This is a genomic window from Arthrobacter sp. CAN_A6, from assembly GCF_015751715.1.
Taxonomy (GTDB): Bacteria; Actinomycetota; Actinomycetes; order Actinomycetales; family Micrococcaceae; genus Arthrobacter_D.
In genome coordinates, this window is sequence record NZ_JADOUV010000001.1 from 74,502 (window position 1) to 99,398 (window position 24,897).

Genomic DNA, 24,897 nt, shown 5'->3' on the forward strand with positions numbered 1-24,897 from the left:
CAGGCGAGATCACGCCGCCCCTAACGCTGCGCGGCGCGGTATGCCTCGACGATCTCGCTGTTCACCCGGCCACGCGCCGAGACGTTGTAGCCGTTCTCCCGGGCCCACTCCCGAACCTGGGCGGCTTCCTGGTTGCGGACCGGCGCCGGTGCGGAGCGCTGCTTCGACTGATTACTGCGCCGTGCGGCGGAAACATAATTCTTGAGGGCGTCCCGCAATTCTCCGGCGTGGGCTTCCGACAAGTCGATTTCGTACTGGGCGCCGTCAAGGCCGAAGCGGACCGTTTCGTCGGCATCTCCGCCGTCGATGTCGTCAATGAGGATAATCTTCACTTTTTGCGCCACAATATACTCCCTTTAGAATTTGATGAATAACCCCCCTCTGCGATTATGTAGCAACAAAGGAGCCAGGTCAAAGGGAATACCGGAATGCTATGCCTGGCCGCTATCCGGCTTCGCTTTAGTTTCAGGCGTTTCTTCCTGCTCATTCTTCACTTTAGTCACATCGGGAAGTCTTTCCTCCGCACGCGCCATGGCCTCACGCTCCGCACGATCGGCGTTGAAGATGGCCCGCATGACGAAGTAGAAAATCACGGCGAGGGAGGCGGAGGGCAAAAGGACGGCAAGGTATTCCACGGCGCTATCCCTGCACGGGTTTCAGAATGGGGAACAGAATGGACTCACGAATTCCCACATTCGTGAAAAGCATCACCAAGCGGTCGATACCGAGACCGATCCCGCCCATCGGAGGGGCGCCGTACTCGAGCGCCCGTAGGAAGTCCTCGTCCAGCTGCATCGCCTCGTCGTCCCCTTCCGCGGCCCTGCGGGACTGTGCGGTCAGGCGCTCGCGCTGAATCACCGGGTCGATCAGTTCGGAGAAGGCCGTACCACGCTCCATGCCGCCGATGATCAGGTCCCAGGCCTCGATGAGCCGGGGATTCTCCCGATGCTGCCGGGCGAGGGGCTGCGCGGACGGCGGGTAATCGTAGACGAAAGTGGGCTGGAGCAGGGAAGGTTCCACCAGTTCGGAGAAAAGCTCGAGGACGAGCTTTTCGGCCTGCCAGGCGGGATTGACCGCAACTCCGCGTGATTCAGCAATCCGCCGAAGGATTTCTTCGGAAGTATCGGGGGTAATCTCCTGATCGACCGCTGCGGACAGCCCCGGATAGACGCCGAGCCAGTCCCAGTCCCCGTCGAGGTCGATCGTGCCTTTGTCCGTCTCGATGGTCCGGCTTCCCAATGCGTCGGCGCAATTCAGGATTATTTCCTTCATGCGCTCTGCCATTCCGAATTGGTCGGTGTACGCTTCGTAGCATTCGAGCATGGTGAATTCGGGGCTGTGCGTCGAGTCGACCCCCTCGTTTCGGAAAATACGCCCGATTTCGTAGACGCGGTCGATTCCTCCTACCACCGTCCGCTTGAGATAAAGCTCGAGGGCAATGCGGAGGGTCATTTTCTGGTCGAAGGCATTGAGGTGTGTTTCAAAGGGCCTCGCAGTGGCACCACCGTGCACCAGCTGCAATATCGGCGTCTCGACTTCGACATAGTGGAGCGCGTGAAGGGTTTCGCGGACACTGCGGGTGATGGCGGCGCGTTTTCTCACCATGTCGCGAGCTTCTTCGCGGACCATCAGGTCCACGTAGCGCTGACGGACGCGGGTTTCCTCGTTGACGCCGGCGTGGAGCGTGGGCAGCGGCCGAAGCGCCTTCGACGCCATGCTCCACGAATCGGCCATAATGGATAGCTCGCCGCGTTTCGAACTCAGCACCTCACCGTGCACCTGGACGTGATCGCCGAGATCAGCCAGCGATTTCCAGTCCGCGAGGGCGTCCGCTCCGACGGCAGCGAGGCTGAGCATCACCTGGAGCCGGGTCCCGTTACCCTCCTGCAGGGTGGCGAAGCACAGCTTTCCCGAGTTGCGGATGAAGACCACCCTTCCCACCGCGCTGACCACCTCACCGGAGGTCTCCTCGGCGGCGAGGCTTCCGAACCGCTTCCGGAGCTCGGCGAGGGAGTGGGTGCGCTCCGGCTTGACGGGGTACGCCTCCCTGCCCCTTTCCAGCAGGCCCGCGCGCTTGGCGAGGCGGATGCGCATCTGCTCATTGAAGTCATCAGCGGGGGAAGTGTCGTCAGTGGTCACGGTAGACCAGTTTACTGGTTCGTCCTGTGCCGTCACTCCGGGTGGCGCAGGTCACTCCGGGCCCAGCCGCATGTTGTCGATGAGCCGGACAGGTCCCACCCGGGCGGCGATGACCGCCAGCGCCGAGCCGGTGAAGGGCACATGGCGGCAATTGAAGGCGAGGGGCTCAAGGGTTCCCGGATCCACGATTTCGAGGTAGTCGAGGCTCACCGAACGCTCACTCGCGAGCATGTCGAGCACCGAGTCCGGATCCAGCGCCTCGTGCCGGGCGGCCCTTTCCTCGAGCAGGCGGAGGGCTCGCGGCAGGACCAGCGCCGCCTTCCGCTCCGCCGCGGAGAGGAAGGCGTTCCGGCTGGAAAGGGCGAGTCCGTCGGACGCCCGCACCGTCGGGACCCCCACGATCCCTACCGGGAAGTTCAGGTCGCTGACCATGCACCGGATCAGGACCAGCTGCTGTGCATCCTTCTGCCCGAAATAGGCACGGAAGCGGGCTTCCACCGGTGGCTGTGCAACATGCAGGAGCTTGGCGACGACGGTCAGCATGCCGTCGAAGTGTCCGGGCCGCGCTGCGCCCTCGAGTTTGTCGGCAAGGGGGCCCGACCGGACCCGCACCTGGGGCTCGCCCCCGGGGTACATCTCCGCCCCCGACGGCGCGAAGACGAGGTCCACGCCGCACCGCCCCAACAGCTCGAGGTCCGCGTCGAGCGTGCGTGGATAACGCTCGAGATCCGCCGGCTCGCCGAACTGGAGCGGATTGATGAAGATACTGGCCACCACGACGTCGTTGCCGTCCCGTGCAGCAGTGGCCAGGCCGGCATGGCCGGCATGCAGCGCACCCATGGTGGGGACAAGGCCCAGCGACGGGAGCGGAACTCCGGTATCCCGGAGCAACCGGGCGCTGGCCTCTCGTAATTCGGCCGCCGTCGTCACAACGACCGGCTCGGGGAATGCGCCGCTCATAATTCGTCCTCCTTTGTCCCGGCCTCGCCTGGACCGCTCCCTGGACCGGCGTCGGGAGCATCCGCCGCACCGCTCCCCGGACCGGCGTCGGGAGCATCCGTCGCAACGCTCCCCGGATCGACTTCCGGACCGCCGTCGAGGACCGCAACGACGGCGTCGCCCTGTTCCCGGCTCAGGAGGCCGCGCTCGACGGCGCGCTGGGCGGTGGCCCTCGCCATTTCACGGTAGGCGATCCGGATGTCCTGCGCGTCATGCGCGGCCAGCGCCTCGGCGTGGGCAGCGACGGTGCCGGTGTCCCCCCGGGAAACCGGGCCGGTCAACGCCCCCTCCCCCGCGGACAGGGCATTTTCGAGGGACGCCTTCATCAGCGGCCCGAGCATGCGCTCGGGCCTGTGCACCCCGAGGTCACCGAGGAGCTGCGCCGATTGGGAGGCGAGGGTCACCAGGTGGTTCGACGCATGGGCGAGTGCTGCGTGGTAGAGCACACGGCTTTCCTCCTCGATCACCACGGGTTCGGCGCCCATCTCCACGACCAGTGCCTGGGCTATCGGCAGCACGGCACCCGGAGCGGTGATGCCGAAGCAGCAATCGGGCAGCCTCCCGAGATCGAGGCTCATGCCGGTGAACGTCATGGCGGGGTGGAGCGCAAGGGGAATCGCCCCTCTCGCCCGGGCAGGAGCGAGCACTCCGATCCCGTACCGGCCCGAGGTGTGGACGACGAGCTGGCCCGGCTGCCAGGCACCCAGCCGGGCGAGGCCTTCCACGAGCGGCGGCAGGGCGTCGTCGGGCACAGCCAGCAGCACCAGTTCGGCGCGCTCGACGATGTCCGGGATCTCAAGGACCGGAACCCCGGGAAGCAACAGCCCCGCGCGCTCCCTGCTCGCCTCCGAAACCGCGGAGACCCCGACGACGGCGTGGCCGGCAGCGCGGAGGGCGGCCCCCAGTACGGCCCCTACCCTGCCGGCTCCCACGATTCCCACGCCCAGCCTCCCGGGACGGCGTGACGGGTCAGAGCTGCTCATGGAATCCGGTGTCCTCATCGTGTCGGGGCGGCGTCTGCTGCATCGGCTTCAGCCACTGTTCGGGCCTGCTGCACCGCCGGGCTTCGGCTGCCCTTCGGGCCTGGCCGTGGAAAAGTTCCCAGGCAAGCGTCTCGTCGGCTTGTCGGATGCGGGGTGCCACAGGGCCGGGCGTGGTCTGCAACTGGAGTCCGGCGACCCGGAACAACCGATCCAATGGGCCCTGGTGCAGCGAGAGCGACTGCGTCCGTTCATGCGGGACGACGTCGAGGGCCCGCCACAGGACGCCCGACCGGATCAGCAGGGCAGTACGGGTGACCGCGAAGCCGTTACGTTTCCAGGTCAGCGGCCCCAGCAGGCGTGCGCGCCGTGGCGTCGTCGTGAATCCGTCGGTGTTTCCGCGCGACTCGAGTCCGGCCGTGAAGACCCGCACCGGCTCATCGACACCCGGATCCGGCAGCACCAGCGCAAGGATCCTCAGGACCTCCTCACGGGTGCCCACGGGCAGGAGGGTGGCCCGCGCCTGTCCCTCGCTCGAGGAGGAGGCGCCATAGCCCGCCACATTGACGGTGATCCTGTACCAGCCCTTGAGCCGCCACAGGGGCGACTGCACGATTCCGATCGCCTGGACCCGTCCCGGGGGGACCGTCTGCGAACGCGTGTCGAGGAGCCCGTAGCGCACCCGGATGCCGTCGGGCGAGAGCGCGGCCCGGAAGTTGTATCCGGTATTCAGGGCACTCCAGTAGGCACCCGCCACGCCCAGGACGATCGGGATCAGTGAGGGAGCCACGAACGGCGTGCGGAAGATGACGGTGATACCCACCACGACGACGGCGCCCACCACGAGCAGCACGGTGGTACCCGAGAGCACCGCGCCTCCGATGACGCGGCCGGCCGGCACTGCCACCACCTCGTGCTCGGGCGCCTCCTGGATCTGGTCCGGATGTTCGGGATCGACCGCCACTCCCGCTGCGCGGGCCAGGATGGTCGCCCGGAGCCGGCGTGCATCGCCGAGCTTCAGGAAGGCGAGCCGCACTGCCGACTCGCCGGCATCAGCCACCTCGAACTTGAGCTCGGCCAGTCCGAAGAGCCGCGCAAGGAAAGGTTGGACCACGTCGATCGCCTGGACACGGTCAAGGCGTGCCTGGCGGTTCTGGCGGAAGAGGACGCCCGTGTTGACCCGGACGTGTTCCTCGGTGACCTGGTACCGGGTGAAGTACCAGGAGACGAGGAACGCGAGGGCGATGAGAGCCACCACGCCCAGCACGATGGCGATGGCCCACCCGGTTCCGAGTCCACCGGGAACTCCGGAAGGCCCCTCGTCGCTGAAGAGCCCCTCGAACCAGTCCCGGCCGAAGAAGAAGCCGATGGCTGCCAGTGCGATCCAACCCCGGACGAGCGGCGAGATGATGTGCACCCTGCTCCAGGCATCATCCGGGTTGCTGATCAGGCTGAAATCCGCCTGCGGCTGCCCTTTCGGTTCGCGGTGCCCGGGTTCCCCGCTCACAGGCCGGCCAGCCTGGCTTCCCCACGGGCCGAGAGCTGTTCGCGGAGGCGGGCACCCTCACCGGTGGGAAGGCCTGCGATCGAGGCATTCGTGGTGGGCGATGCCGTATGGAGCTTGAGCGTGCAGAGCCCGAAGACGCGTTCGATCGGCCCCACCGCCACGTCCACGTACTGCATGCGACCGTAGGGCACCACCAGGGTGCGCTGGAAGAAGACGCCACGCCGGATCAGGAGATCGTCGTCGCGCTCGGCGTAGCCGATGGCTGCGACCTGGCGCGGCAGGAGGACGCCGGTCAAGACCGCGATCACCAGCACGACGGCGGGCAGCGCCCAGGCGATGGCCATCGGTGGAAAACCGTCCCACACTCCGGTCAACCTCAGGACCAGGGGGACGCTGAGGAGGGCAAGCCAGAGGATCGAGCCGATCAGCCAGCCCAGGAGCCGGACCCTCAGGTATTTCGGCGATACCCCGGTCCAGGCAAGTCCTTCCGGATCGATCGGTTCCCTACGCATACTCCCCCTCGTCCCGGCCCTGTCGCACCGGACCGGCGTCGTCGTCGCCCGGTGGAAGCCGGCAGAAACTCTCCACCACCAGGCCCACTACGATCATTCCGATGCCACCCGCCATGAGCGCAAGGGATCCCCACAGCGGGCCGGGAGCAGACCGCACGCCGACGAGGCTCAGCTGGTCCACGAAGATGCCGGCGTGCCAGCCCAAACTCAGCGCGCCGGCATAGGCGCAGGCCTGGGCGAGGATCAGGGTCCGCAGTGCGAGGATCGGGTTGAGCGGTTTCTTGCGGCTTCCGTTCCGCCACACGAGCACTTTCCGCCCGAAAATCAGGGTGATGGCCGTGATCACCACCACGGTGATCAGCGAGCTGAGGTGGAGGGCGGGAGCGGGAAGTCCGTTGCGGGTCGCCCACCAGTTGACGAGCCAGCCCACCGCCCCGGCCACAAGTCCGATCACCGCGAGCCAGCGGAACCGAATATCACTCACGGGAGACCTAGACCTCCTCGAACGGGGCGAGCCCCTTGAAATCGTCAGCTCCGGCCGCGAGTTCTCCCACCGGTATTCCGCCGAGGGTCGCCCCTGCGTCCATCCAGGCCCACGGCTGCAGCACGAAGGCACGGCCTGCGGCACGCGGGTGGGGAACCGTCAGCTTCTCATCATCCGAGGTCCAGGCTCCGTAGGTGATGATGTCGATATCGAGCGTCCGCGGACCCCACCGCACCGTGCGGACACGGTGGTGCTTGTTCTCCACGGCCTGGCAGTGCTCGAGAAGCTCATAGGGTCCGAGGTCCGTCTCCACCTCGATCACCATGTTCAGGTAGTCCGGTTGCTCCGGGCCGCCCACCGCCTTCGTGCTCACCACGGGCGAGACGCCGGAAAGCCGGACGCGGGGCGTGTCGACCAGGTCCCCGACCGCGAGGGACAGGGTGTCATTGCTTGCCCCGACATTGCTGCCGAGCGCCAGCACGGCGCGGACCGTCGTCATGACCGGCTCCTGCGGACAGTGACCGCGACGTCGCCGAACGGCACCTCGATGGGTGCCTGCGGTTTATGGACGGTCACCTCCACGGCGTCGACGGGGAAGAATTCGAGCACGTCGCCGGCGATTTTTTCCGCAAGCGCCTCGATCAGGTTGAACGCCTTCCCCGTGATGATGCCGTGGACCCGCTCCGCGAGTTCCCCGTAGTGGGCGGTCCGGGCCAGATCGTCGCTGATACCGGCGGGCCGGAGATCCAGGTGCAGCACCAGATCCACCACGAACGGCTGACCGTTCCGGCGCTCATGGTCGAAGACGCCGTGGTGGCCGACGGCGGTGATCCCGGAAAGGGTGACGGTGTCGGCCTGGGCGTTCCCTATTGTTTCCATGCCGCGGCAACCTTCACGGCATCGAGGGTTGCACCGGCATCGTGCACGCGGACACCCCACGCACCATTCGCGGCAGCGAGGGTCGAGGCGGCAAGCGTCGCGGAGTCGCGCTCCGCGGGAGCCGCAGCCTTCCCGGCTGAAGTCAGCAGTGTCCCGAGGAACCGCTTCCGCGAAGCACCGACGAGCACCCGGTGGCCCAGCGAGGTGAACCTGTCGAGGGACCGCAGCACCTCCCAGTTGTGCCGGTCCGTCTTGGCGAACCCGATGCCCGGGTCGAGGATGATCTGGTCCGCGGCCACGCCCGCACCGACGAAAGCGTCCCGGATCTCGAGAAGCTCCGCAAGGACTTCCTCCACCACGTCGGAGTAGGTGGCGAGGGAATCCATGGTCCGCGCGGTTCCCCGCCGATGGGTCAGGATGTAGGGAACGCCGCGCGCCGCGATGAGGCCCGGCATGTCCGGCTCGAATGCCGCACCGGAGATGTCGTTGACGATCTCCGCACCGGCGTCCAGGGCCTGCGCGGCCGTTTCGCTGTGCATGGTGTCCACGCTGATGAGCGCGCCGGCCTTGACCAGGGCCCGCACCACGGGAAGGACCCGCTCCAGCTCCCGCTCGAGCGGCACGTCGGCCGCAGAGGGCCGGGTTGATTCGCCGCCGACGTCGATGATGTCGGCGCCGGCGTAGAGCAGCCGCAGCCCGTGGGCGATCGCATCATCGGTCGACGCATACCGTCCACCGTCGCTGAAGGAGTCCGGGGTGACGTTGAGTATCCCCATCACCACGGAGCGGTCCTTCGGCAGGTCCGAGAACGTCTTGGCGACGCGAACGGGCCGGATCAGGGGCAATGGGGATGTAGCCGGCCCGGTTCCGGGTGCTGCGGCGAGTGAATCCATGGTGGTCGGTCGTCCTATCTTCCGAGAATGAGGCTCATGGCCTCGGCGCGGGTGGCAGTCTCGCGGATCTGGCCACGAACCGCCGAGGTGACGGTCTTGGCGCCTGGCTTGCGGATACCGCGCATCGACATGCACATGTGCTCGCACTCGATGACCACGATCGCACCCTCCGGCTGGAGGTGCGTCATCATGGCGTCCACGATCTGGGTGGTGAGGCGTTCCTGCACCTGGGGGCGCCGCGCGAACACTTCCACCAGGCGCGCGAGCTTGCTGAGCCCGGTGACGCGCCCGTCCGCCGAGGGGATATAGCCCACGTGCGCGGTGCCGTGGAACGGCACGAGGTGGTGCTCGCACGTCGAGTAGAACGGAATGTCCTTCACCAGCACGAGCTCCTGGTGGTTCAGGTCGAAGGATGTCGAAAGGATCTCCTCGGCGTCCTGGTGAAGACCTGCGAACATCTCCGCGTAGGCCTTCGCCACCCGTTTCGGAGTATCGAGGAGTCCGTCACGGTCAGGGTCCTCCCCGATGGCGATCAGGATCTCGCGCACCGCGCGCTCGATGCGGGGCAGGTCCACCGGCGAACCGGAGGCCGCCAGGGCAGCATCCATCACTTCGTCATCGAACTCGGTCACGGACCTGATCCTATCCCTGTGTACTTTGAACCGGCTGCCCTATGGCTACTGGCTTCCCGGCCCCTTGCCTTCACCGGGCCCGCCGGATTCCGGCGACGGCAGCTCCGAGCCCGCGACATCGAAGTCCGACGGCAGCTGCGCGTCGGCAATCTGGTCCTGGGGGGCGACGGTCTCGGGAGCCGGCTCACCGGCTTCCAGCGCGTCGGCCCGTTCCTTGCGGGAAACCACCGGCGGCAGCGAGTGGACCGGGCGGGTCTGCTTGGACAACCAGACATCGCGGATCTCACGCTTCCGGATATCGGTGAAGACCTCCGCGATCTCCGCCTGGTTGAGGGTCTCACGCTCCAGCAGTTCAAGGGCGAGCTGGTCCAGGACGTCCCGGTTCTCGGTGAGGATCTCGTAGGCTTCATCGTGCGCATTGTCGATGAGCCGGCGGACCTCCTCGTCGACGATCAGGGCCAGCTGGTCCGAGTAGTCGCGGTCGCTTCCCATGTCCCGGCCGAGGAACGGCTCTCCGGCGCCCTGGCCGAGTTTCACCGCACCGATGCGCTCGCTCATGCCGTACTGGGTGACCATCTTGCGCGCGGTCCCTGTGGCCTTCTCGATGTCGTTGGACGCACCGGTCGAGGGATCGTGGAATACGATCTCCTCGGCGACCCGTCCGCCCATCGCATACGCGAGCTGGTCCAGCAGCTCGTTGCGGCTCACCGAGTACCGGTCATCCGCCGGCATCACCATGGTGTAGCCGAGGGCACGGCCGCGGGGGAGGATGGTGATCTTCGTGACCGGATCCGTGTTGCGCAGCGCCGCCGCCACGAGCGCGTGCCCGCCCTCGTGGTAGGCGGTGATCTTCCGCTCGAGTTCCTTCATGACGCGGCTGCGCTTCTGGGGACCGGCGATCACGCGGTCGATGGCTTCATCAAGCGCGCGGTCGTCGATGAGCTGCGCGTTGGAGCGTGCTGTCAGCAGGGCGGCCTCGTTGAGCACGTTGGCGAGATCCGCACCGGTGAATCCGGGGGTCTTCTTCGCGACGGACTTCAGGTCCACGCCGCCGGCCATCGGCTTGCCCTGGGAATGCACGCTGAGGATGTGCTCGCGGCCCTTCATGTCCGGTGCCTCGACGCCGATCTGGCGGTCGAAGCGGCCCGGCCGCAGCAGTGCGGGGTCAAGGACGTCGGGCCGGTTGGTCGCGGCGATGAGGATCACGTTGGTGGTGGCGTCGAAGCCGTCCATCTCCACGAGCAGCTGGTTCAGCGTCTGCTCGCGCTCGTCATTGCCGCCGCCCACGCCGGCACCGCGATGCCGGCCCACGGCGTCGATCTCGTCGACGAAGATGATGGCCGGTGAATTGTTCTTGGCCTGCTCGAAGAGGTCCCGGACGCGCGAGGCGCCGACGCCGACGAACATCTCGACGAAGTCCGAGCCGGAGATCGAATAGAAGGGCACGCCGGCCTCGCCTGCCACGGCACGCGCCAGGAGGGTCTTGCCGGTGCCCGGGGGTCCGTACAGCAGGACACCCTTGGGAATCTTCGCGCCGAGCGCCTGGAACTTCGCCGGTTCCTGCAGGAATTCCTTGATCTCCAGGAGTTCCTCCACGGCCTCGTCAGCTCCGGCGACGTCGGAGAAGGTGACCTGGGGCATGTCCTTGGAGATGAGCTTCGCCTTGGACTTGCCGAACTGCATGACCTTCGACCCGCCGCCCTGCATGCGGGAAAGGAGGAACCAGAAGATGGCGCCAAGGATCAGGATCGGGAAGAGCAGGCTGGCTATGCTGAGGAACCAGTTGCTTTCCACCGGCTGGTCGGTGAAGCCGTCGACGTCGGAGGAGTTGATGGCCTCCACCACGCCCTCGGCACGCGCGCTGCTGAAGAAGAACTGGACACTGCGGCCCATGTCCTCGTAGTCCTCGCGGAGCGTAAGGTCCACGCGCTGTTCGCCGTCGTAGATCTTCGCCTGTTCCACCTGGTTGTCCTGGAGCAGCTCCAGGCCCACATTGGTGTCCACCCGGCTGCTGCCGTTGTTGAAAACCGCAGGAAGGATGATCAGGAGCGCAGCCACCGCCAGGATGATCCAGAAAATGGGGCCCTTGAAAATGTTCTTGAATTTCATCCGACTCAGGGCAGCCAGCCCTGTCCCTCCTGCATAAGCCAAACCAGATTAGTGGGCGTCCGCTTGATCGGCGCCCCAAAAACGCACCTCAAGATATACACCGTTCGTGATTCACCACGCTTGCATCAGGGCATTAGTTCCCTGACGGCGTACAGCAGCACAGCGCTGCGGGCGAGGATATTACTCGTAAACGTGTGGCGCGAGCGTGCCGATGAAGTCGAGGTTGCGGTACTTCTCGGCGAAATCGAGACCGTAGCCGATGACGAATTCGTTCGGGATGTCGAACCCCACGTACTTCACATCGATTTCCACCTTCGCGGCATCCGGCTTGCGGAGGAGGGTGCAGATCTCCACTGACGCCGGTCCCCTCGAGAGCAGGTTGGCCTTCAGCCAGGACAGTGTGAGGCCGGAGTCGATGATGTCCTCGGCTATGAGGACGTGCTTGCCCATGAGATCGGTTTCGAGGTCCTTGAGGATCCGGACCACCCCCGAGGACTGCGTGCCCGACCCATAGGAGGACACCGCCATCCAATCCATGGTGATGTGGGAGTGGAGCGCCCGCGCGAGGTCGGCCATCACCATGACCGCGCCCTTCAGCACCCCCACGAGCAGGATGTCGCGGCCCTCGTAGTCGGCGTCGATCTGTGCTGCCAGTTCGTTGACCCGCTCCTGGATCTCTTCCCTGGTGTAGAGGACGTGCTTGAGATCGGGCTGGACGTCGTTGGAATCCACCAGTTACTCCTGAATTGAACGGTGCTGCGGCTCTGCGCCGCGGCGGTTGTTTCTAAAGACAAGACTGCCATAGCTTGGGTTGCCGTGAAGAACCGATCTGCCCCTCACCTGCCGGGAGACACTGACATGGCCGCCGAGCTGCACCGGCCCGGCGGAGCCCCTGCGCTCCAGCAGCGTCTCCGCGGCCCGCAGCCGCTCGAAGCTCGGCTGGAGGCCTCCGACGTCGACGGCGGCGAGCGCAAGCACCCGCTGGCGCAGGGAGGGGGGCAGTGCCCGGAGGTTGTCCTCGGGCAGCAGGACGACGCCGTCGTGCTCCGCCCGCAGTGCGGCGTACGTGTCGGCGCTGACCTGCTCCAGGTAGTCGGCGTCCTGGGCGAGGATGCGCGAGGTACGGAAGAGCGCCTGCGCGATCCCCGGCCCCAGCTGGTCCTCGAGGAGGGGAAGCACGGTAGCACGCACCCTCGAGCGCGCGAAGGATGCATCGGAGTTGGCGGGGTCCAGCCACGGCCGGAGTCCGTAGAATCCGCAGATGTCCTCGGTGTCCGCGCGCCGCAGCTCAAGGAAGGGCCGGCGGTAGGTGCCGCGCCGCACCGGCATCCCGGCCAGTGAGCGCGTGCCCGAACCCCGGGCAAGTCCGAGGAGCACCTGCTCGGCCTGGTCATCGAGCGTATGCCCGAGCAGTACGGCCTGCGCGCCGAGCGACACCGCAACGTCGTCGAGCACTGCGTAGCGGGCTGTGCGGGCCGCGGCTTCGGGGCCCATGCCGCTGCTGTGCACCGTGGCCGCACGCACCTCCACGGGGTGGAGGCCGAGTTCCTCGAGCTGCTCCGCGGCCCGCAGGGCGATCGCAGCGCTACCGTCCTGCAGACCATGGTCGACGACGACGGCACCCACCCTGCACCGGCCGATCCGGGCGAAATGCACCGCAACCGCGGCGAGCGCCAGCGAATCCGGACCACCGCTGCACGCCACGAGGATCAGCGGGAGCGCCTGCGGAAGTGCCTGCGGCGTCGCTCCGTCGTGGTTCGCCGGCGGGGCTGCAGGGGCTGCAGGGGTTGCAAGCAGGTCGCCGAGGGCCGATTCGAGGTGCTTCCGTGCGACGCCGACCACGGGCGCGAGCCGGGGCCGCCTATCCATGGCGGCGGATGCTCATCCGATCGATCCACTCGTCCGGAGCGTGGATCTCGTGCTCGGTGGGGAGGTTCCCCTCGGCTTCCCACACCAGGTTGAACCCGTCCATGCCCGTCTGGTCCACCACCCGCCGTACGAACTTCGAACCGTCGCTGTACTGCCGCATCTTCGCCTCGAGGCCCAGCAGCTGGCGGATGAGCTTTTCCAGGGGACCCCGCGATTTACCGCGCGCGTTGAAGCGACGGCGGATGGTCTTGACGGTGGGGACGATGCTCGAGTCGACACCGTCCATCACCACGTTCGCGTGGCCCTCGAGCAGGCTCATCACCGCGGTCAGGTGGGACAGGCGGGCCTTGTCCTCGGGATCCTGCAGCACGGAAAGGATGCCCAGATTCTGCCCCGGGCCGTCCTCCCCGGACGCCTCCCGTCCGTGGGACTTCCGCAGCGGGTTGTCCCCCCTGGCCGCGGTGATGCTTTTCACCGCGTTGCCCAGCCGCTCCGAGAGGGTGTCGGCCTTGTCCATGAGGCCCGCGCTGAGTTCGGAGATGTGTCCCGTCATATGATCCTTCAGCCAGGGAGCGGCGGCGAACTGCACCCGGTGGGTCTGCTCATGGAGGCAGACCCACAGCCGGAAGTCCGACGGGTTGACGGACAGTTCGCGTTCCACCGAGATGATGTTCGGAGCCACCAGCATCAGCCGGCCTCCCGTGCCGTTGCGGGAGGGGACGAAGGGGTCGTACTGGCCGAGGACCTTGCTCGAGAGGAATGCGAGGATAGTCCCCAGCTGCGCCCCGGTCAGAGCCGACCCGAGCGTCATCGAGGCTGAACTGAATGCCTCGGGCCGGGTTTCAGCGAGGTGGTCGAGCGTCGGTTCGAGCAGTGTCCGGAAGCTCTGGGTGTTGGCCCTGGCCCAGGACGCGCGGTCCACGATGAGCAGCTCCGAATCGCGCAGGTCCCTCGCGGCGTCCAGCCGGGAGATCGCGTGGACGTGCCCCACCGAGGCATCGGCGAGGTCGCGGAGGTTCTGGACCGCTCCGGCAATCTCGCGGGGGGACATCGTGGGCCCCGCGGGGGCCAGTTTTGCGGCGCTGCCGGCCGCGAGATCCCAGTTGATGAGCTGGCGGCGGGGGGTGGACTTGACTGACGGACTGTTGCTCTCCATGCCCACCATTCGATCACATCCCCCTGAGGGACCCTCCCAGAAATTCCTACCGGCAGCCGCAGACGGCGAGAACCGTCGCCGCGTTGTCCGCGGCTGCCCGCGCCTCGCGGGTATTGCCGTCCAGCCCCGTCGCCACGAAGGAGAACGTGAGCAGCCGCCCCTCTGCGGTGACCACGTAGCCGCTGAGAGCCGTCACCGCGTTCAGCGTGCCCGTCTTCGCCCGGACCTTGCCTTCACCGGCTGCGGCCTGTCCTGCCGCCGAAGTGAACCTCTCACTCAGCGTTCCGGAAAGACCCGCAACGGGCAGTGCCTGGAGAACGCCCGCGAGCGCGGGGTCATCCGACGTCGCCAGCACCTGCAGGACGCCAGCGAGCTGTGCCGGTGTCACTGCGTTCTGCCGCGACAGGCCCGAAGTGTCGCCGATACTCAGTCCCTCGACCGGTACGCCCAGCCCCTGCACCGTGGCGAGGAGGGTCTCGGTGGCTCCTTCGAAGGACGCCGGGCGGCCGCTTGCGGACGCAGCCACCCGCGCGAGCGCCTCGGCGAGGTAGTTGTCGGAAAGATGCAGCATCCGCTGCACCTGTTCACCGATGGTCGCGGATTCGGCGGCGGCCAGCTCGGTCGCCTCCGGCGGCGCTGAAGCCCGTTCCACCGTGCCGCCGATTCCGATTCCGCGGGTCGCGGCTGCCGCTGCCAGCTCCCCCGAGAAGATTTCGGCGGCGGCCAGGGCTGCGTCTGCGAACCGCGGACCGCCCGTCCCGGTTTCATCCACCCACGCCGAGTTGATCGCGAGGGAATAGACGGGTGCCGTCTCGCCCGCTGCGACGTCGCCCGCCGCCCAGGTGGGATTCAGCGCCGCGCCGGTGAAGAAAGTCTCGTCGAGGTACACGCGGTACGGGCCGCTCCCCTCGGCGAGGGCCGCTGCAGTGTCTGCCGCAAGGGTTCGGAGCCCGGCACGGCCGGCAACGCCGCCGTCGTCGTTGTTTCGCGATTCCCCTGCCGTGAGCAGCACGTCACCGCCACCCCGCAGGAACACGGCGTCCCCGGACACCAGGACGGAGGTCCGGAGCCGGGCGTCGGCGGGCAGGTGGGTCATCACCGCCGCAGCGGTGAGCACCTTGATATTCGACGCCGGGGCCACCGGCTCGGCCTCCCCGCTGCCCCAGAGAGTGGCACCGGTCAGCGCATCGAGGACGACGCCGTCGAACGCGCCGCCCCCCGGCCACGTGCAGTTCGGCCTCCAGCAGGGGCGCGAGGCTTCCGGGGGCGGGAAGTGGCGCGGCAGCCGAGAGCGGGAAGGGGCGCGGCAGCCGAGAGCGGGGTCACGGTCGAGGGTCCGGAGAGGGCCTCCGGTGGCAGCTGCTGCTTCGGAACGGCAGGCTCGGCAGCCGGCGCCGGTTCCCGGAGCACCTCCTGGACCGCTGGAAGGAAACTCCCCACCAGCGGCACGGCGAGCAATGCCAGCACCACCGCCAGGACTCCGGAAACAAGCAGGCGTGCAGGGCGCGTCATGCTTTCCTTCCGTGCGGGCGGGGTCAACGATAATTCGAGGGGAAGGGTTATCCCGCAGAAGTACAGGGATGCGCCACCCGACCGATATGTTTGGTGCTGAGATCAAACAGTAGACCGGATCATTTCTCTGAGGAGTTGCTATGCAGTTGGACGTCACCATCGAAATCCCCAAGGGATCGCGCGTCAAGTACGAGATCGACCATGAGACCCACCGACTCCGCCTGGACCGTGTCCTGTTCACCTCGATGCAGTACCCCACGCACTACGGCTACTTCGAGAACACGCTCGGCGAGGACGGCGATCCGCTGGACGCCCTCGTGATGCTCCAGGACTTCGACCTCATGCCCGGGGTCCTCGTGGAGTCCCGTCCCATCGGCGTGTTCAACATGACCGATGACGGCGGTGGAGACGCCAAGGTGCTGTGCGTTCCTGTGGATGCACGCTTCGAGCACATCAAGGACCTGTCCGACGTGTCCGATTTCCTGCTCGACGAGATCAAGCACTTCTTCACCAAGTACAAGGACCTGGAGCCCGGCAAGTGGGTCGAAGCCGCCGAGTGGGCGGGGCGCGAAGAGGCGGAGGCCGAAGTCGAGGCATCCCTGAAGCGTTTCACCGAGCACGGCGAGGTCAGTGCGGAGGACGAGCCCCAGGGCCGCGGTGTGGATTTCGACGCCGACAACGCGACGAACACGCCCGAAGGCCGCTAGCCGCCCCCGCTCCCCCACACCCCCCGCTGATTAAGCACCTGTGGCGGCTCTGCGCCGCACATGGCAGCCCTAAGTGCTTAATCAGCGGGGGGTGCGCTCTACTCACCGTTACCCTCGTCAACCTGAATGCGTTGATTAGCGGTGGCCCTGCCGCATACTGAACACATGCAGTACGTCCTCACCATCAATCAGCGGGACTCCCGTGAGGTCGGCGACCTTGTCCCCGACCTCCTGAAGGCACTCCGGCATCTTCCCGCCACGGTGCCCTTTCAGCGTTCCGTCGGGGACGAGGTGCAGGGCGTCGTGCCCTCCGCGCGAACCGCCGTCGACGCCGCCCTCCTGGCGATCCGGCACCGCCGGTGGCATGTGGGCATCGGCGTCGGAACGCTCCTTCCTCCGGTACCGGAAAGGATCCTCGACGCCAAGGGCCATGGGCTCGTCTACGCAAGACGCGCCGTCAATCGGGCCCAGAAGACCGGCGAGCGCATACCGCTCGCGGTCGAGGGACCCGATGCTGGGATCGCCGGCGAGGCCGAGGCGGTTCTGCGCCTGCTGGGACACATCGTGTACACCCGGACGGAAGCCGAATGGAACGTCCTCGACCTGCTGACGCCGGGTGCCCGGGGCCAGCAGAAATTCATCGCCCAGGAGCTGGGCATCAGTACCCAGGCCGTCAGCAAGGCAGTGGTGCGTTCCCATTGGCTCGAGGAACATGCGACCCGGCCGTCTGCTGCGCGGCTGCTCGACCTGGCCTACGGTCCGGCGTCCCTGCCGGAAGCCGCACCGGCGGGCTAGCGGCACCTGCGCCGGACGGGTGTCGGCGGGAGCGCCTACACGAGGGAGCGGAGCACCTTGGCGGCACCGTCGTCGTACACGGAGCCCGTGACCTCCGACGCCGCCGCGCGCACCTCCTCGGGAGCCTGACCCATCGCCACCCCGCGCGCGGCCCAGCGGAGCATTTCCACGTCGTTCCGGCCATCGCCCACGGCGACGGTCAGTGCCGGGTCCACCTGCAGGTTCTCGCGGAGGAGCTCGAGCGCACTCGCCTTCGTGACCCCAGATGCCGCGATATCGAGCCACGCCGTCCACCCCACGGAATAGGTGACACCGTGCAGGCCGATCGCGGCGACGGCCTCGCCGAACTCCTCGGCCGTGCTGTCGGTGCTGAACACCACAACACGCACGGCGCGTGCCGCCAGCATCTGCTCGAAATCCACACTCTGGGCCTCGGAACCGAAGCTGGCGTCCTGGAAGCTTTCGGTGGAGAGGAAACGACCGCGGTCGTCCTCGAGGGCGTACTTGGCTGAGGGAAGGCGTTCGCGGAGCGCCGTGAGAGCGGGGCGCGGATCGAAGGTCACTCGTTCGAGGACCTCGAAGCCCTCGGGCAGCGCGGCATCGACGCGCACCGTGACACCGCCGTTCGAACAGACGGCATAGCCGCGGGTGATCCCCAGCAGTTCCATCACCGGAAGGGTGGCGCCGAGGGACCGGCCGGTGGCGATGATGATGTCGTGGCCTGCCTGGATTGCTCCGCGCGCCGAGGACCGCACCTCCTCGGTCATGTTGCCCTCGTGATCCACCAGGGTGCCGTCGACGTCGAGCGCAATCAGGTACTTGGTGCGGGGCATCACAGGACCGGAAGGATTTCGAGGCCGCCGAGGTACGGGCGCAGGGCTACGGGCACGTTCACCGAGCCATCCGCGTTCTGGTGGTGCTCGAGGATGGCGACGATCCAGCGCGTGGTGGCGAGCGTGCCGTTGAGGGTTGCGACGGCACGCGTGCCCTTCTGGCCCTCCCCCGTCTGGCGCTCTCGGATGTTCAGGCGCCTCGCCTGGAAGGTGGTGCAGTTCGACGTCGAGGTGAGCTCGCGGTACGCGCCCTGCGTGGGCACCCACGCTTCGCAGTCGAACTTCCTCGCCGCGGACATGCCCAGGTCTCCTGCAGCGGTATCGATGACCCGGTAGGGCAGCTCCACCTTGGCCAGCATCTCCTCCTCCCAGGCGAGCAGCCGCTCATGTTCGGCGTAGGAATCCTCGACGGAGGTATAGGTGAACATCTCCACCTTGTTGAACTGGTGGACGCGGATGATCCCGCGGGTGTCCTTGCCGTGCGATCCCGCTTCGCGGCGGTAGCACGTCGACCAGCCGGCGTAGCGCAGGGGGCCGTCGCCGAACTCGAGGATCTCGTCGGAATGGTAGCCGGCAAGCGCCACTTCCGAAGTGCCGACGAGGTAGAGGTCGTCCTCCTCCAGTCGGTAGATCTCGGCGTCGTGGGCGATGTCGAAGCCGGTGCCCTGCATCGTCTCGGGGCGCACGAGGGTGGGAGTGATCATGGGGGTGAACCCCGCCTGGACGGCCTGGTCCATGGCCATCTGGAGCAGGGCGATCTCAAGCCTCGCGCCGACGCCTTTCAGGAAGTAGAAGCGGGATCCCGAGATCTTCGCGCCGCGTTCCATGTCGATGGCGCCCAACAGCTCACCGAGCTCCAGGTGGTCACGCGGCTCGAACCCCTCGGCCGCGAAGTCGCGGGGAACGCCCACCGTCTTGAGCACCTCGAAATCGTCCTCGCCGCCCGCGGGGACCCCGGCCTGGATGAGGTTGGGCAACCGCCGCAGCAGTGCCTCCTGCTCGACACTGAGCTCGTCGGCAACACCGGCGGCCTTCTTGACCGACTGCGCAAGTTCCTTGACTTCGGCCAGGAGGGCCTGCTTCTCCTCGCCCTTCGCCTGCGCCACCCGCTTGCCGAACGCATTCTGGCTGGCGCGGAGGGCTTCGGAGCTTGTCACTGCCTCGCGGCGCCTGGTGTCCAGGGCAAGAATCGACTCCACGAGCGCTTCCTCGGCGCCGCGTGCACGCTGCGAGGCCTGGAATAGCTCTGGATTGGCGCGGAGTTCGTTGACATCGATCACTCCACCAGCCTACCAACGGGTAGGGCCGCGCCATCAACGCCGTGGGGGCGTCAGGAGCACGGCTCCACGGACGACGGCGACGCCCGGCGCGGCACGCTGCGGCTATTCTTGACACACCATGCGCCCAAGACTGCTTGCCCTGACCGCCGCCGGCTCCGCAGCGGCCGCTTCGGCGCAGAGCTGGTGGACGGTGCGCCGCTTCAACCATCCGCGGTCCACCCCCACCACCACCCACCCCTCCTCGCCGCCGTTTCCGGGCCCGCAGCAGGTGGCTCTGGTGCTCAACCCGGTCAAGCTCCAGTCCCGGGCGGCCCGTGCCCTCGTGGAGCAGGCGTGTTCCGACGCCGGGTGGAACCCTCCGTTGATCCTCGAGACAACCGTCGAGGACCCGGGGACCGGACAGGCGCGCCGTGCCATCGAAGCCGGCGCCGACGTCGTCATCGCCGCCGGCGGGGACGGGACCGTGCGCGCGGTGGCCCAGGCCCTCGCGCACCAGCCGGCCGCGCTCGGCCTGCTCCCGCTGGGAACCGGGAACCTGCTCGTCCGCAATCTCGGGCTGCCGTACTTCGACCTCGCCGGCTGCCTGGAAGCAGCCCTTCACGGACACCAACGCCGGATCGACATGGGGCGCATCCACCTGCGGAACGCACGGACCGGCGTCGAGTCCTCCCACCCCTTCCTCGTGATGGGAGGTGTGGGCCTCGACGCAACGATCGTCGCGGCCACCAAGGAGAACCTGAAGGAGAAGTACGGCTGGCTCGCATACAGCGAAGCGGGGGTCCGCCACCTGCCGGGCCGCCGCCAGCGCGTGTCGATCAGCTTCGACGGGAGCGCACCCCAGAGCAGGAAGGTCCGCAGCGTCCTCTTCGCCAACTGCGGGAAGCTTCCGGCAGGCATCGACTTCATTCCCGACTCCACCATCGACGACGGCGTCCTCGATGTCGTGGTGATCAGCCCGCGCAGCCTCGCCGGCTGGTTCTGGATGGGCATGAAGATCCTGCTTCGGCACCGGGGTGGCAGCCCGGTCATCAAGTACTACCGGGCGCGGGAGGCGACAGTGTGGGTGGCGGAGCCGACCGAGACCCAGCTCGACGGCGATCCCTCCGGCTCCGTGACCTCCCTGACCGTGCGCGTGGACGCTGATGCACTGATGGTCCGGGTCCCTTCAGGGACTTCCGGACCATCAGGGAGCAGCTAGACCTCAGGTGCGGTCGCGGTCGGTGTACTCGCCTTCACCGTCCGGGGTGTCGATGCGGGGCTTGTCCTTGTCGGTGTATTCGCCCTCCTGAACCGGTTCCTGCGCGCCGGTATAGCCGCCGTCGTCGTCGGCCGGGGCTGCGCTGGTGTAGCTTCCCTCCGAGTTGGCCGCCGACTGGGCCTCCGAGGCTGCACCGCCGTGTCCGGCCTGCTCGTTCACGAGGCTCTGTTCCTCGGCGAACCGGATGTCGTTCCCCTGGTCACCGGCATCGCCGTGCCAGTTCGGATCCGAAGTGGCGCCGTCGCCCTCATTGGGGTTGACGATGTGTCCTCCAGAAGCTTTCTCAGTCATGATGCTGCCTTTCGTCGAAAGATGTGCTCCCGGCCGGGCGCTCGCCGTAAGCCTACTTAGCAATGGCCCAAGGTGAAAGCCATAGCCGAAGACCGCTAGTCCTGCAGGAGCTCCTGCACGGCCTTCTCGGACGCGCTCATGCTCGCGACCGGGATGACCTCGCCGCTCATGAAGCGGTCCACGAGCCGCGGATCGACATACGAACTCCGCGCCACCGCCGGCGTATTGCCGAGGTGGTCTGCGACGGCACGCATGGTGGCGGCGACCGCTTTCTGCCTCGCCGTCCGGCTCGTGGCCTTCAGATCCTCACGTGCGAGGGCCATTGCAGCCACCACCGTGGCCTGCCAGGTGCGGAAATCCTTGGCGGTGAACGGCCCTCCCGTCACCTGGCGGAGGAATTCGTTGAGCTGGGAGCCGTCTACGTGGTGCCACTTCTCATCCGACGTACGGTAGGCGAGCACCGTGTCGGCGTCCTCCCGCCGCATCATCGGGCGGAGTGCCGCTGCGAGATCAGGGTCCTCCAGAGTGGTGTCCCACTGCTGACCGCTCTTCCCCGGGAAATCGAAGGTGATCATGGGTCCTTCGATGGAAACGTGCTCCACGAGCAGGGTGGTGACCCCGAAAGAGCCGTTGGCTTCGGCGTACTGGGCCGAGCCGATGCGGAGGGCTCCGGCGTCGACAATGCGGAGCGCGGCCGCGAAAGCCCTCTCCCTGGTGGTTCCGTTGCTGCGGAGGTGCTGGGTGATCACCCGGCGTGCGCTCGGCAGCTTCGCCCCGAACTCGAGGGCACGGTCGAATTTCTCGCGATCCTTCTGCTCGCGCCACGCCGGATGGTAGATGTACTGCCGGCGCCCTGCCTCATCGGTCCCGAGGACCTGCACATGACCGTTCCGGTAGGGGGCTATCCAGACGTCCTTCCAGGCAGGGGGGATGACCAGTTCCCTGACCCGTTCGAGCTCGTCGCGGTCCCGCAGCAGCGACCCGTCCGGTCCCCGGTAGCTGAAGCCCTTGCCCTGGCGCCTGCGCGTGATGCCCGGTTTGCGGGTGTTGCTGCGGCGCAATCGAGCCATGCGGAAACCAACTTCGGAAAGCGTTCAGGAGTAGCAGGACCCCCTCATACTAAGCCTACTTTGCATTCCCGGGCAGCAAAGATCCGATGCCCCCGCACCTTGACACCGGCCTGCGCTAACGACCCTGGAGGATCTCCGCCACCCAGGAGTCCGCCGCGGCGAAAGCGCCGTCCGCGGTGTGGGGCACCACCGCAGAACGACGCTTGTCGGCCCGTGGGTAGGACCCGAGGAAGCGGAGGTTGGGGCTGATCCGGTGGAGTCCCTTGAGTGCGTCGGCAATCCGCGCATCGGCCACATGGCCCTCGGCGTCGATGCTGAAGAAGTAGTCACCGAGGAACTGACCGGTGGGCCTCGATTCGATGCGGCTGAGGTTGACCCCGCGCGCCGCGAACTGGTCGAGGATTTCCATGAGCGCGCCGGGGTGGTCCTCGGGAAGCGGAATGACCAGCGTGGTTTTGTCAGCCCCGGTGGGAGCGGGCAAGGCACGGGGGCGGCTGACAAGGATGAAGCGAGTCACGGCGTCAGCGATGTCGCCGATACCGCTTGCAAGCACCGACAGACCGAGCGAGGCGGCCAGCGCGGGGGAGCAGATCGCTGCATCGTAGGCGCAGTCGTCGCTGAGGAGCCCGTAGCCGGCTGCTGCGGTCGACGCCGAGGGAATATATTCCGCATCGGCAATATTGGCATCCGCCCACCCCCGGCACTGTGCCCAGGCGTGACCATGGGTGGAGATCCGCTTCACCTTCGGAAGTTGCGTCCCGGTCCGTGCGGCAAGCACGAAAGTGATGGGCACGAGCTCCTCCCGCACGATCCGCAGTGGTTCACCGACGGAGATCGCGTCGAGGGTCGCAGATACGCCGCCCTCCACCGAGTTCTCGATGGGCACCATCGCCCCGTCGACGCCACCGGACCTCACGAGCTCGAGTGCTGCCGCAACGGTGGATGCCGGGACCCTGCGGGCGCCCTCGACTCCTGGTACCTGCAGCAGCGCGGCCTCGGTGAAGGTGCCCTGCGGACCGAGATAGGCATACGAGGAGAGGGAGTTCACAGGACGGAGGGCGCGCTGCCCGTCTCCGACACCATGGGCCTGCCCGCCTCGGACCAGGCCCCCATGCCTCCCGCTACGTTGACGGCGGAATAACCGTTGCCGATCAGCCACTCACCCGCACGCTGCGACCGGCCGCCGGCACGGCAGATGATATAAAGATCGTCGTCGGGGTTGAGTTCGGCAAGCCGTTCGGGAAGCTGGTCGAGCGGAATATGGATCGCGCCCTCGATGTGGCCCGCCTCCCACTCGTAGTCCTCGCGGACATCCAAGATCTTCGCGTTCTCGCCGACGGCGTCCGCTGACACGTTCTCGAGCTGGCTCACTTGGCACTTCCCTTCCATCGAATGCGTTGCCGACGGTTCGGACGGGGCAGGAGCCCACGGCAGGCGGCATCCCAAGCCTATAGTGGAGACGGAATCAGGGCGCTTCGGACGGGCGCCGACCGTAACAGAATCGGGGGAATGATGGCAGCCGGCAAATACACATTCCCGCAACCGCCGCCGGATCCGGGGCATGCGTCATGACCGAGCTGCACGATCTGTCCGCGCTGACCCTGCGCAATGCACTTGCCCGCGGAGCGATAGGCGCCCGCGAGGTCACCGAACACTTCCTCCGGCGGATCGATGCCCTGAATCCGCAACTGGGCGCCTTCGTGACGGTGACGCACGATTCGGCACTTGCGGAGGCCGACGCCGCCGACGCACGGCGCAGGGCCGGTGACCCACTGCCGATGCTGCACGGACTGCCCCTGGCACACAAGGACCTCACCGACGTCGCAGGGGTGAGGACCACGCTGGGCACCGCGGCCCTCGACCCTGCGGTCGCGGCCGAAGATTCCCTTCTTGCCGCGGTGCTCAGGACGGCCGGCGCCATCAGTCTCGGCAAGACGCAGGTGCCCGAATTCGGCCTGAGCTGCTACAGCGAAAACCTCATCGCGCCGCCGGCGCGCAATCCACTCGACCTTGCCCTCAGCCCCGGAGGATCCTCGGGCGGCAGCGCTGCCGCCGTGGCCGCGGGCATGCTGCCCTTCGCCCCGGGGACCGACGGCGGTGGTTCCGTGCGGATTCCCGCTGCGGCAACCGGCATCGTGGGGCTGAAACCGAACCGCGGCAGGGTGCCTGCCGGATCCGGGCAGGCCGACCTCGGGCAATTCGTGGTGGCGGGGCCCCTTGCGAGGACAGCCGCTGATGCGGGCCTGCTCCTCGACGCCCTGGTGCGCGCGCCGAACTACCGCGCGATGTCCGCCGCCTCCCGGAACGGCCGGACCTTCCTCGACGCCGCGCTGCGCGCGGAAGGGAGGTTCCGGATCGGCGTCAGCACGGTCTCGCCCTTCTCCGCGGCGCTCGACGTCGACCCCGAAACGGTGAGCCTCGAGGCACTGGACAGCGGAATCCGACAGCTCCAGGCCGCCGGCCATGACCTGGTGGAAGCCCCGCTGACCTACGATCCTCGCTACGCTTCCGCCTTCCAGGCCGTATGGACGGCCGGGCTCGCAACGGCCCCCATCCCCGAGGATCGCGAGGAACACCTGACCGACCTCACCCGGGTGATGAGGCGGCGTGCACAACGCCGCGGCGCACCCGAGCTCGCTGCAGCCATCGATATCCTGCGCCAATTCGAATACGACACCATCCTGCAGTACTCGGCGTATGACATGATCCTCACGCCGGCACTCGGCATGACGCCGCGGCCCATCGGGTGGTACACGGATTCGAACGCCGACACCGACTATGAGCGCCAGTGCAGGTACACCCCCTACACCTCCATGGTGAATGTCTGCGGCCTTCCCGCCATCACCTTTCCCACACTGGCTACGCCGGAAGGGCTGTCCATGGGGGTGCAGCTCATCGGCCGTCCCAGCGATGAGGCGCACCTCCTCGCGGTCTGTGCACAACTTGAGGCCCATCCCTGAATTTGCATTCCATAACGCCAATGGCACCATGG

28 protein-coding genes are annotated in these 24,897 nt (G+C 67.2%); 4 read left to right on the forward strand and 24 right to left on the reverse strand.

Features of this window, described 5'->3' with window-relative positions; all coding sequences use genetic code 11:
- Nucleotides 1-20 precede the first annotated feature (20 nt).
- The 18 genes from IWX75_RS00385 to IWX75_RS17530 all read right to left on the reverse strand — a co-directional run bounded on the left by IWX75_RS00385 (nucleotide 21) and on the right by IWX75_RS17530 (nucleotide 15,671).
- The gene (locus tag IWX75_RS00385) at nucleotides 21-344 is read right to left on the reverse strand and encodes a histone-like nucleoid-structuring protein Lsr2 (RefSeq protein WP_196820286.1); all 324 of its coding nucleotides are present in this window, start codon (nucleotides 342-344) and stop codon (nucleotides 21-23) included.
- Nucleotides 345-431: 87 nt separating this feature from the next.
- A complete protein-coding gene (locus IWX75_RS00390) occupies nucleotides 432-635 on the reverse strand; it encodes a hypothetical protein (RefSeq protein WP_196820875.1) in 204 nt (67 codons plus the stop codon).
- 4 nt (nucleotides 636-639) lie between these two features.
- Nucleotides 640-2,094 (reverse strand): lysine--tRNA ligase, encoded by a 1,455-nt coding sequence (gene lysS, locus IWX75_RS00395; protein ID WP_196820817.1) that lies wholly within the window; start codon nucleotides 2,092-2,094, stop codon nucleotides 640-642.
- Nucleotides 2,095-2,190: 96 nt separating this feature from the next.
- Nucleotides 2,191-3,099 (reverse strand): pantoate--beta-alanine ligase, encoded by a 909-nt coding sequence (gene panC / locus IWX75_RS00400; RefSeq protein WP_196820287.1) that lies wholly within the window; start codon nucleotides 3,097-3,099, stop codon nucleotides 2,191-2,193.
- Nucleotides 3,096-4,121 carry a Rossmann-like and DUF2520 domain-containing protein gene (locus tag IWX75_RS00405; RefSeq protein ID WP_196820288.1) on the reverse strand — a complete coding sequence of 342 codons (1,026 nt, stop codon included), beginning with the start codon at nucleotides 4,119-4,121 and terminating at the stop codon, nucleotides 3,096-3,098. The genes panC and IWX75_RS00405 overlap by 4 nt, the downstream gene beginning before the upstream one ends.
- Nucleotides 4,108-5,625 (reverse strand): PH domain-containing protein, encoded by a 1,518-nt coding sequence (locus tag IWX75_RS00410; protein WP_196820289.1) that lies wholly within the window; start codon nucleotides 5,623-5,625, stop codon nucleotides 4,108-4,110. Before IWX75_RS00410 ends, IWX75_RS00405 begins: the two co-directional genes overlap by 14 nt.
- Nucleotides 5,622-6,137: a PH domain-containing protein gene (locus tag IWX75_RS00415; RefSeq protein WP_196820290.1), complete on the reverse strand. Its 516-nt coding sequence runs from the start codon at nucleotides 6,135-6,137 to the stop codon at nucleotides 5,622-5,624. Before IWX75_RS00415 ends, IWX75_RS00410 begins: the two co-directional genes overlap by 4 nt.
- The gene (locus IWX75_RS00420) at nucleotides 6,130-6,621 is read right to left on the reverse strand and encodes a DUF3180 domain-containing protein (protein WP_196820291.1); all 492 of its coding nucleotides are present in this window, start codon (nucleotides 6,619-6,621) and stop codon (nucleotides 6,130-6,132) included. The genes IWX75_RS00415 and IWX75_RS00420 overlap by 8 nt, the downstream gene beginning before the upstream one ends.
- 7 nt (nucleotides 6,622-6,628) lie before the next feature.
- Nucleotides 6,629-7,120, reverse strand: coding sequence for a 2-amino-4-hydroxy-6-hydroxymethyldihydropteridine diphosphokinase (gene folK / locus IWX75_RS00425; RefSeq protein WP_196820292.1), 492 nt, complete (start codon nucleotides 7,118-7,120; stop codon nucleotides 6,629-6,631).
- A complete protein-coding gene (folB, locus tag IWX75_RS00430; protein ID WP_196820293.1) occupies nucleotides 7,117-7,500 on the reverse strand; it encodes a dihydroneopterin aldolase in 384 nt (127 codons plus the stop codon). Before folB ends, folK begins: the two co-directional genes overlap by 4 nt.
- Nucleotides 7,488-8,393 (reverse strand): dihydropteroate synthase, encoded by a 906-nt coding sequence (folP, locus tag IWX75_RS00435; protein ID WP_196820294.1) that lies wholly within the window; start codon nucleotides 8,391-8,393, stop codon nucleotides 7,488-7,490. Before folP ends, folB begins: the two co-directional genes overlap by 13 nt.
- Before the next feature lie 14 nt (nucleotides 8,394-8,407).
- A complete protein-coding gene (folE, locus tag IWX75_RS00440) occupies nucleotides 8,408-9,025 on the reverse strand; it encodes a GTP cyclohydrolase I FolE (RefSeq protein ID WP_334684004.1) in 618 nt (205 codons plus the stop codon).
- Between the two features lie 45 nt (nucleotides 9,026-9,070).
- Nucleotides 9,071-11,134, reverse strand: a complete 2,064-nt coding sequence (gene ftsH / locus IWX75_RS00445; protein ID WP_196820295.1) for an ATP-dependent zinc metalloprotease FtsH — start codon at nucleotides 11,132-11,134, stop codon at nucleotides 9,071-9,073.
- 180 nt (nucleotides 11,135-11,314) lie between these two features.
- A complete protein-coding gene (gene hpt, locus IWX75_RS00450) occupies nucleotides 11,315-11,866 on the reverse strand; it encodes a hypoxanthine phosphoribosyltransferase (protein WP_026532264.1) in 552 nt (183 codons plus the stop codon).
- Nucleotides 11,867-11,869: 3 nt separating this feature from the next.
- Entirely contained in the window at nucleotides 11,870-13,003 is a 1,134-nt protein-coding gene (tilS, locus tag IWX75_RS00455) for a tRNA lysidine(34) synthetase TilS (RefSeq protein WP_196820296.1), read from the reverse strand.
- The gene (locus tag IWX75_RS00460) at nucleotides 12,996-14,159 is read right to left on the reverse strand and encodes a zinc-dependent metalloprotease (RefSeq protein WP_196820297.1); all 1,164 of its coding nucleotides are present in this window, start codon (nucleotides 14,157-14,159) and stop codon (nucleotides 12,996-12,998) included. Before IWX75_RS00460 ends, tilS begins: the two co-directional genes overlap by 8 nt.
- Before the next feature lie 46 nt (nucleotides 14,160-14,205).
- Nucleotides 14,206-15,444: a D-alanyl-D-alanine carboxypeptidase/D-alanyl-D-alanine endopeptidase gene (gene dacB, locus IWX75_RS00465; RefSeq protein ID WP_334684074.1), complete on the reverse strand. Its 1,239-nt coding sequence runs from the start codon at nucleotides 15,442-15,444 to the stop codon at nucleotides 14,206-14,208.
- Complete coding sequence (locus IWX75_RS17530) at nucleotides 15,339-15,671, reverse strand: hypothetical protein (protein WP_334684091.1); 333 nt, start codon at nucleotides 15,669-15,671, stop codon at nucleotides 15,339-15,341. The genes dacB and IWX75_RS17530 overlap by 106 nt, the downstream gene beginning before the upstream one ends.
- Nucleotides 15,672-15,811: 140 nt before the next feature.
- Here IWX75_RS17530 and IWX75_RS00470 point away from each other — a divergent pair, with 140 nt between their 5' ends.
- Nucleotides 15,812-16,378, forward strand: coding sequence for an inorganic diphosphatase (locus tag IWX75_RS00470; RefSeq protein ID WP_196820299.1), 567 nt, complete (start codon nucleotides 15,812-15,814; stop codon nucleotides 16,376-16,378).
- Nucleotides 16,379-16,543: 165 nt separating this feature from the next.
- Nucleotides 16,544-17,173 (forward strand): hypothetical protein, encoded by a 630-nt coding sequence (locus IWX75_RS00475; RefSeq protein WP_196820300.1) that lies wholly within the window; start codon nucleotides 16,544-16,546, stop codon nucleotides 17,171-17,173.
- 35 nt (nucleotides 17,174-17,208) lie between these two features.
- On the opposite strand, the gene IWX75_RS00480 is transcribed toward IWX75_RS00475, so the two are convergent.
- Entirely contained in the window at nucleotides 17,209-18,006 is a 798-nt protein-coding gene (locus IWX75_RS00480) for an HAD family hydrolase (RefSeq protein ID WP_196820301.1), read from the reverse strand.
- Complete coding sequence (gene serS, locus IWX75_RS00485; RefSeq protein WP_196820302.1) at nucleotides 18,006-19,286, reverse strand: serine--tRNA ligase; 1,281 nt, start codon at nucleotides 19,284-19,286, stop codon at nucleotides 18,006-18,008. The genes IWX75_RS00480 and serS overlap by 1 nt, the downstream gene beginning before the upstream one ends.
- 118 nt (nucleotides 19,287-19,404) lie before the next feature.
- On the opposite strand from serS, the gene IWX75_RS00490 reads away from it, so the two are divergent.
- Nucleotides 19,405-20,484, forward strand: a complete 1,080-nt coding sequence (locus IWX75_RS00490; RefSeq protein ID WP_196820303.1) for a diacylglycerol/lipid kinase family protein — start codon at nucleotides 19,405-19,407, stop codon at nucleotides 20,482-20,484.
- A 3-nt stretch (nucleotides 20,485-20,487) separates the two neighbouring features.
- Here IWX75_RS00490 and IWX75_RS00495 read toward each other — a convergent pair whose 3' ends face one another.
- The 4 genes from IWX75_RS00495 to IWX75_RS00510 all read right to left on the reverse strand — a co-directional run bounded on the left by IWX75_RS00495 (nucleotide 20,488) and on the right by IWX75_RS00510 (nucleotide 23,276).
- On the reverse strand, nucleotides 20,488-20,835 hold the full coding sequence (locus tag IWX75_RS00495; RefSeq protein ID WP_196820304.1) for a hypothetical protein: 348 nt from the start codon (nucleotides 20,833-20,835) through the stop codon (nucleotides 20,488-20,490).
- Nucleotides 20,836-20,930: 95 nt separating this feature from the next.
- On the reverse strand, nucleotides 20,931-21,905 hold the full coding sequence (locus IWX75_RS00500) for a DNA topoisomerase IB (RefSeq protein WP_196820305.1): 975 nt from the start codon (nucleotides 21,903-21,905) through the stop codon (nucleotides 20,931-20,933).
- A 115-nt stretch (nucleotides 21,906-22,020) separates the two neighbouring features.
- On the reverse strand, nucleotides 22,021-22,953 hold the full coding sequence (pheA, locus tag IWX75_RS00505) for a prephenate dehydratase (protein ID WP_196820306.1): 933 nt from the start codon (nucleotides 22,951-22,953) through the stop codon (nucleotides 22,021-22,023).
- Nucleotides 22,950-23,276, reverse strand: coding sequence for a rhodanese-like domain-containing protein (locus IWX75_RS00510; RefSeq protein WP_442858931.1), 327 nt, complete (start codon nucleotides 23,274-23,276; stop codon nucleotides 22,950-22,952). Before IWX75_RS00510 ends, pheA begins: the two co-directional genes overlap by 4 nt.
- A gap of 197 nt (nucleotides 23,277-23,473) precedes the next feature.
- Here IWX75_RS00510 and IWX75_RS00515 point away from each other — a divergent pair, with 197 nt between their 5' ends.
- Nucleotides 23,474-24,865 (forward strand): amidase, encoded by a 1,392-nt coding sequence (locus tag IWX75_RS00515; protein WP_196820308.1) that lies wholly within the window; start codon nucleotides 23,474-23,476, stop codon nucleotides 24,863-24,865.
- The last annotated feature ends 32 nt before the right edge of the window (nucleotides 24,866-24,897 follow it).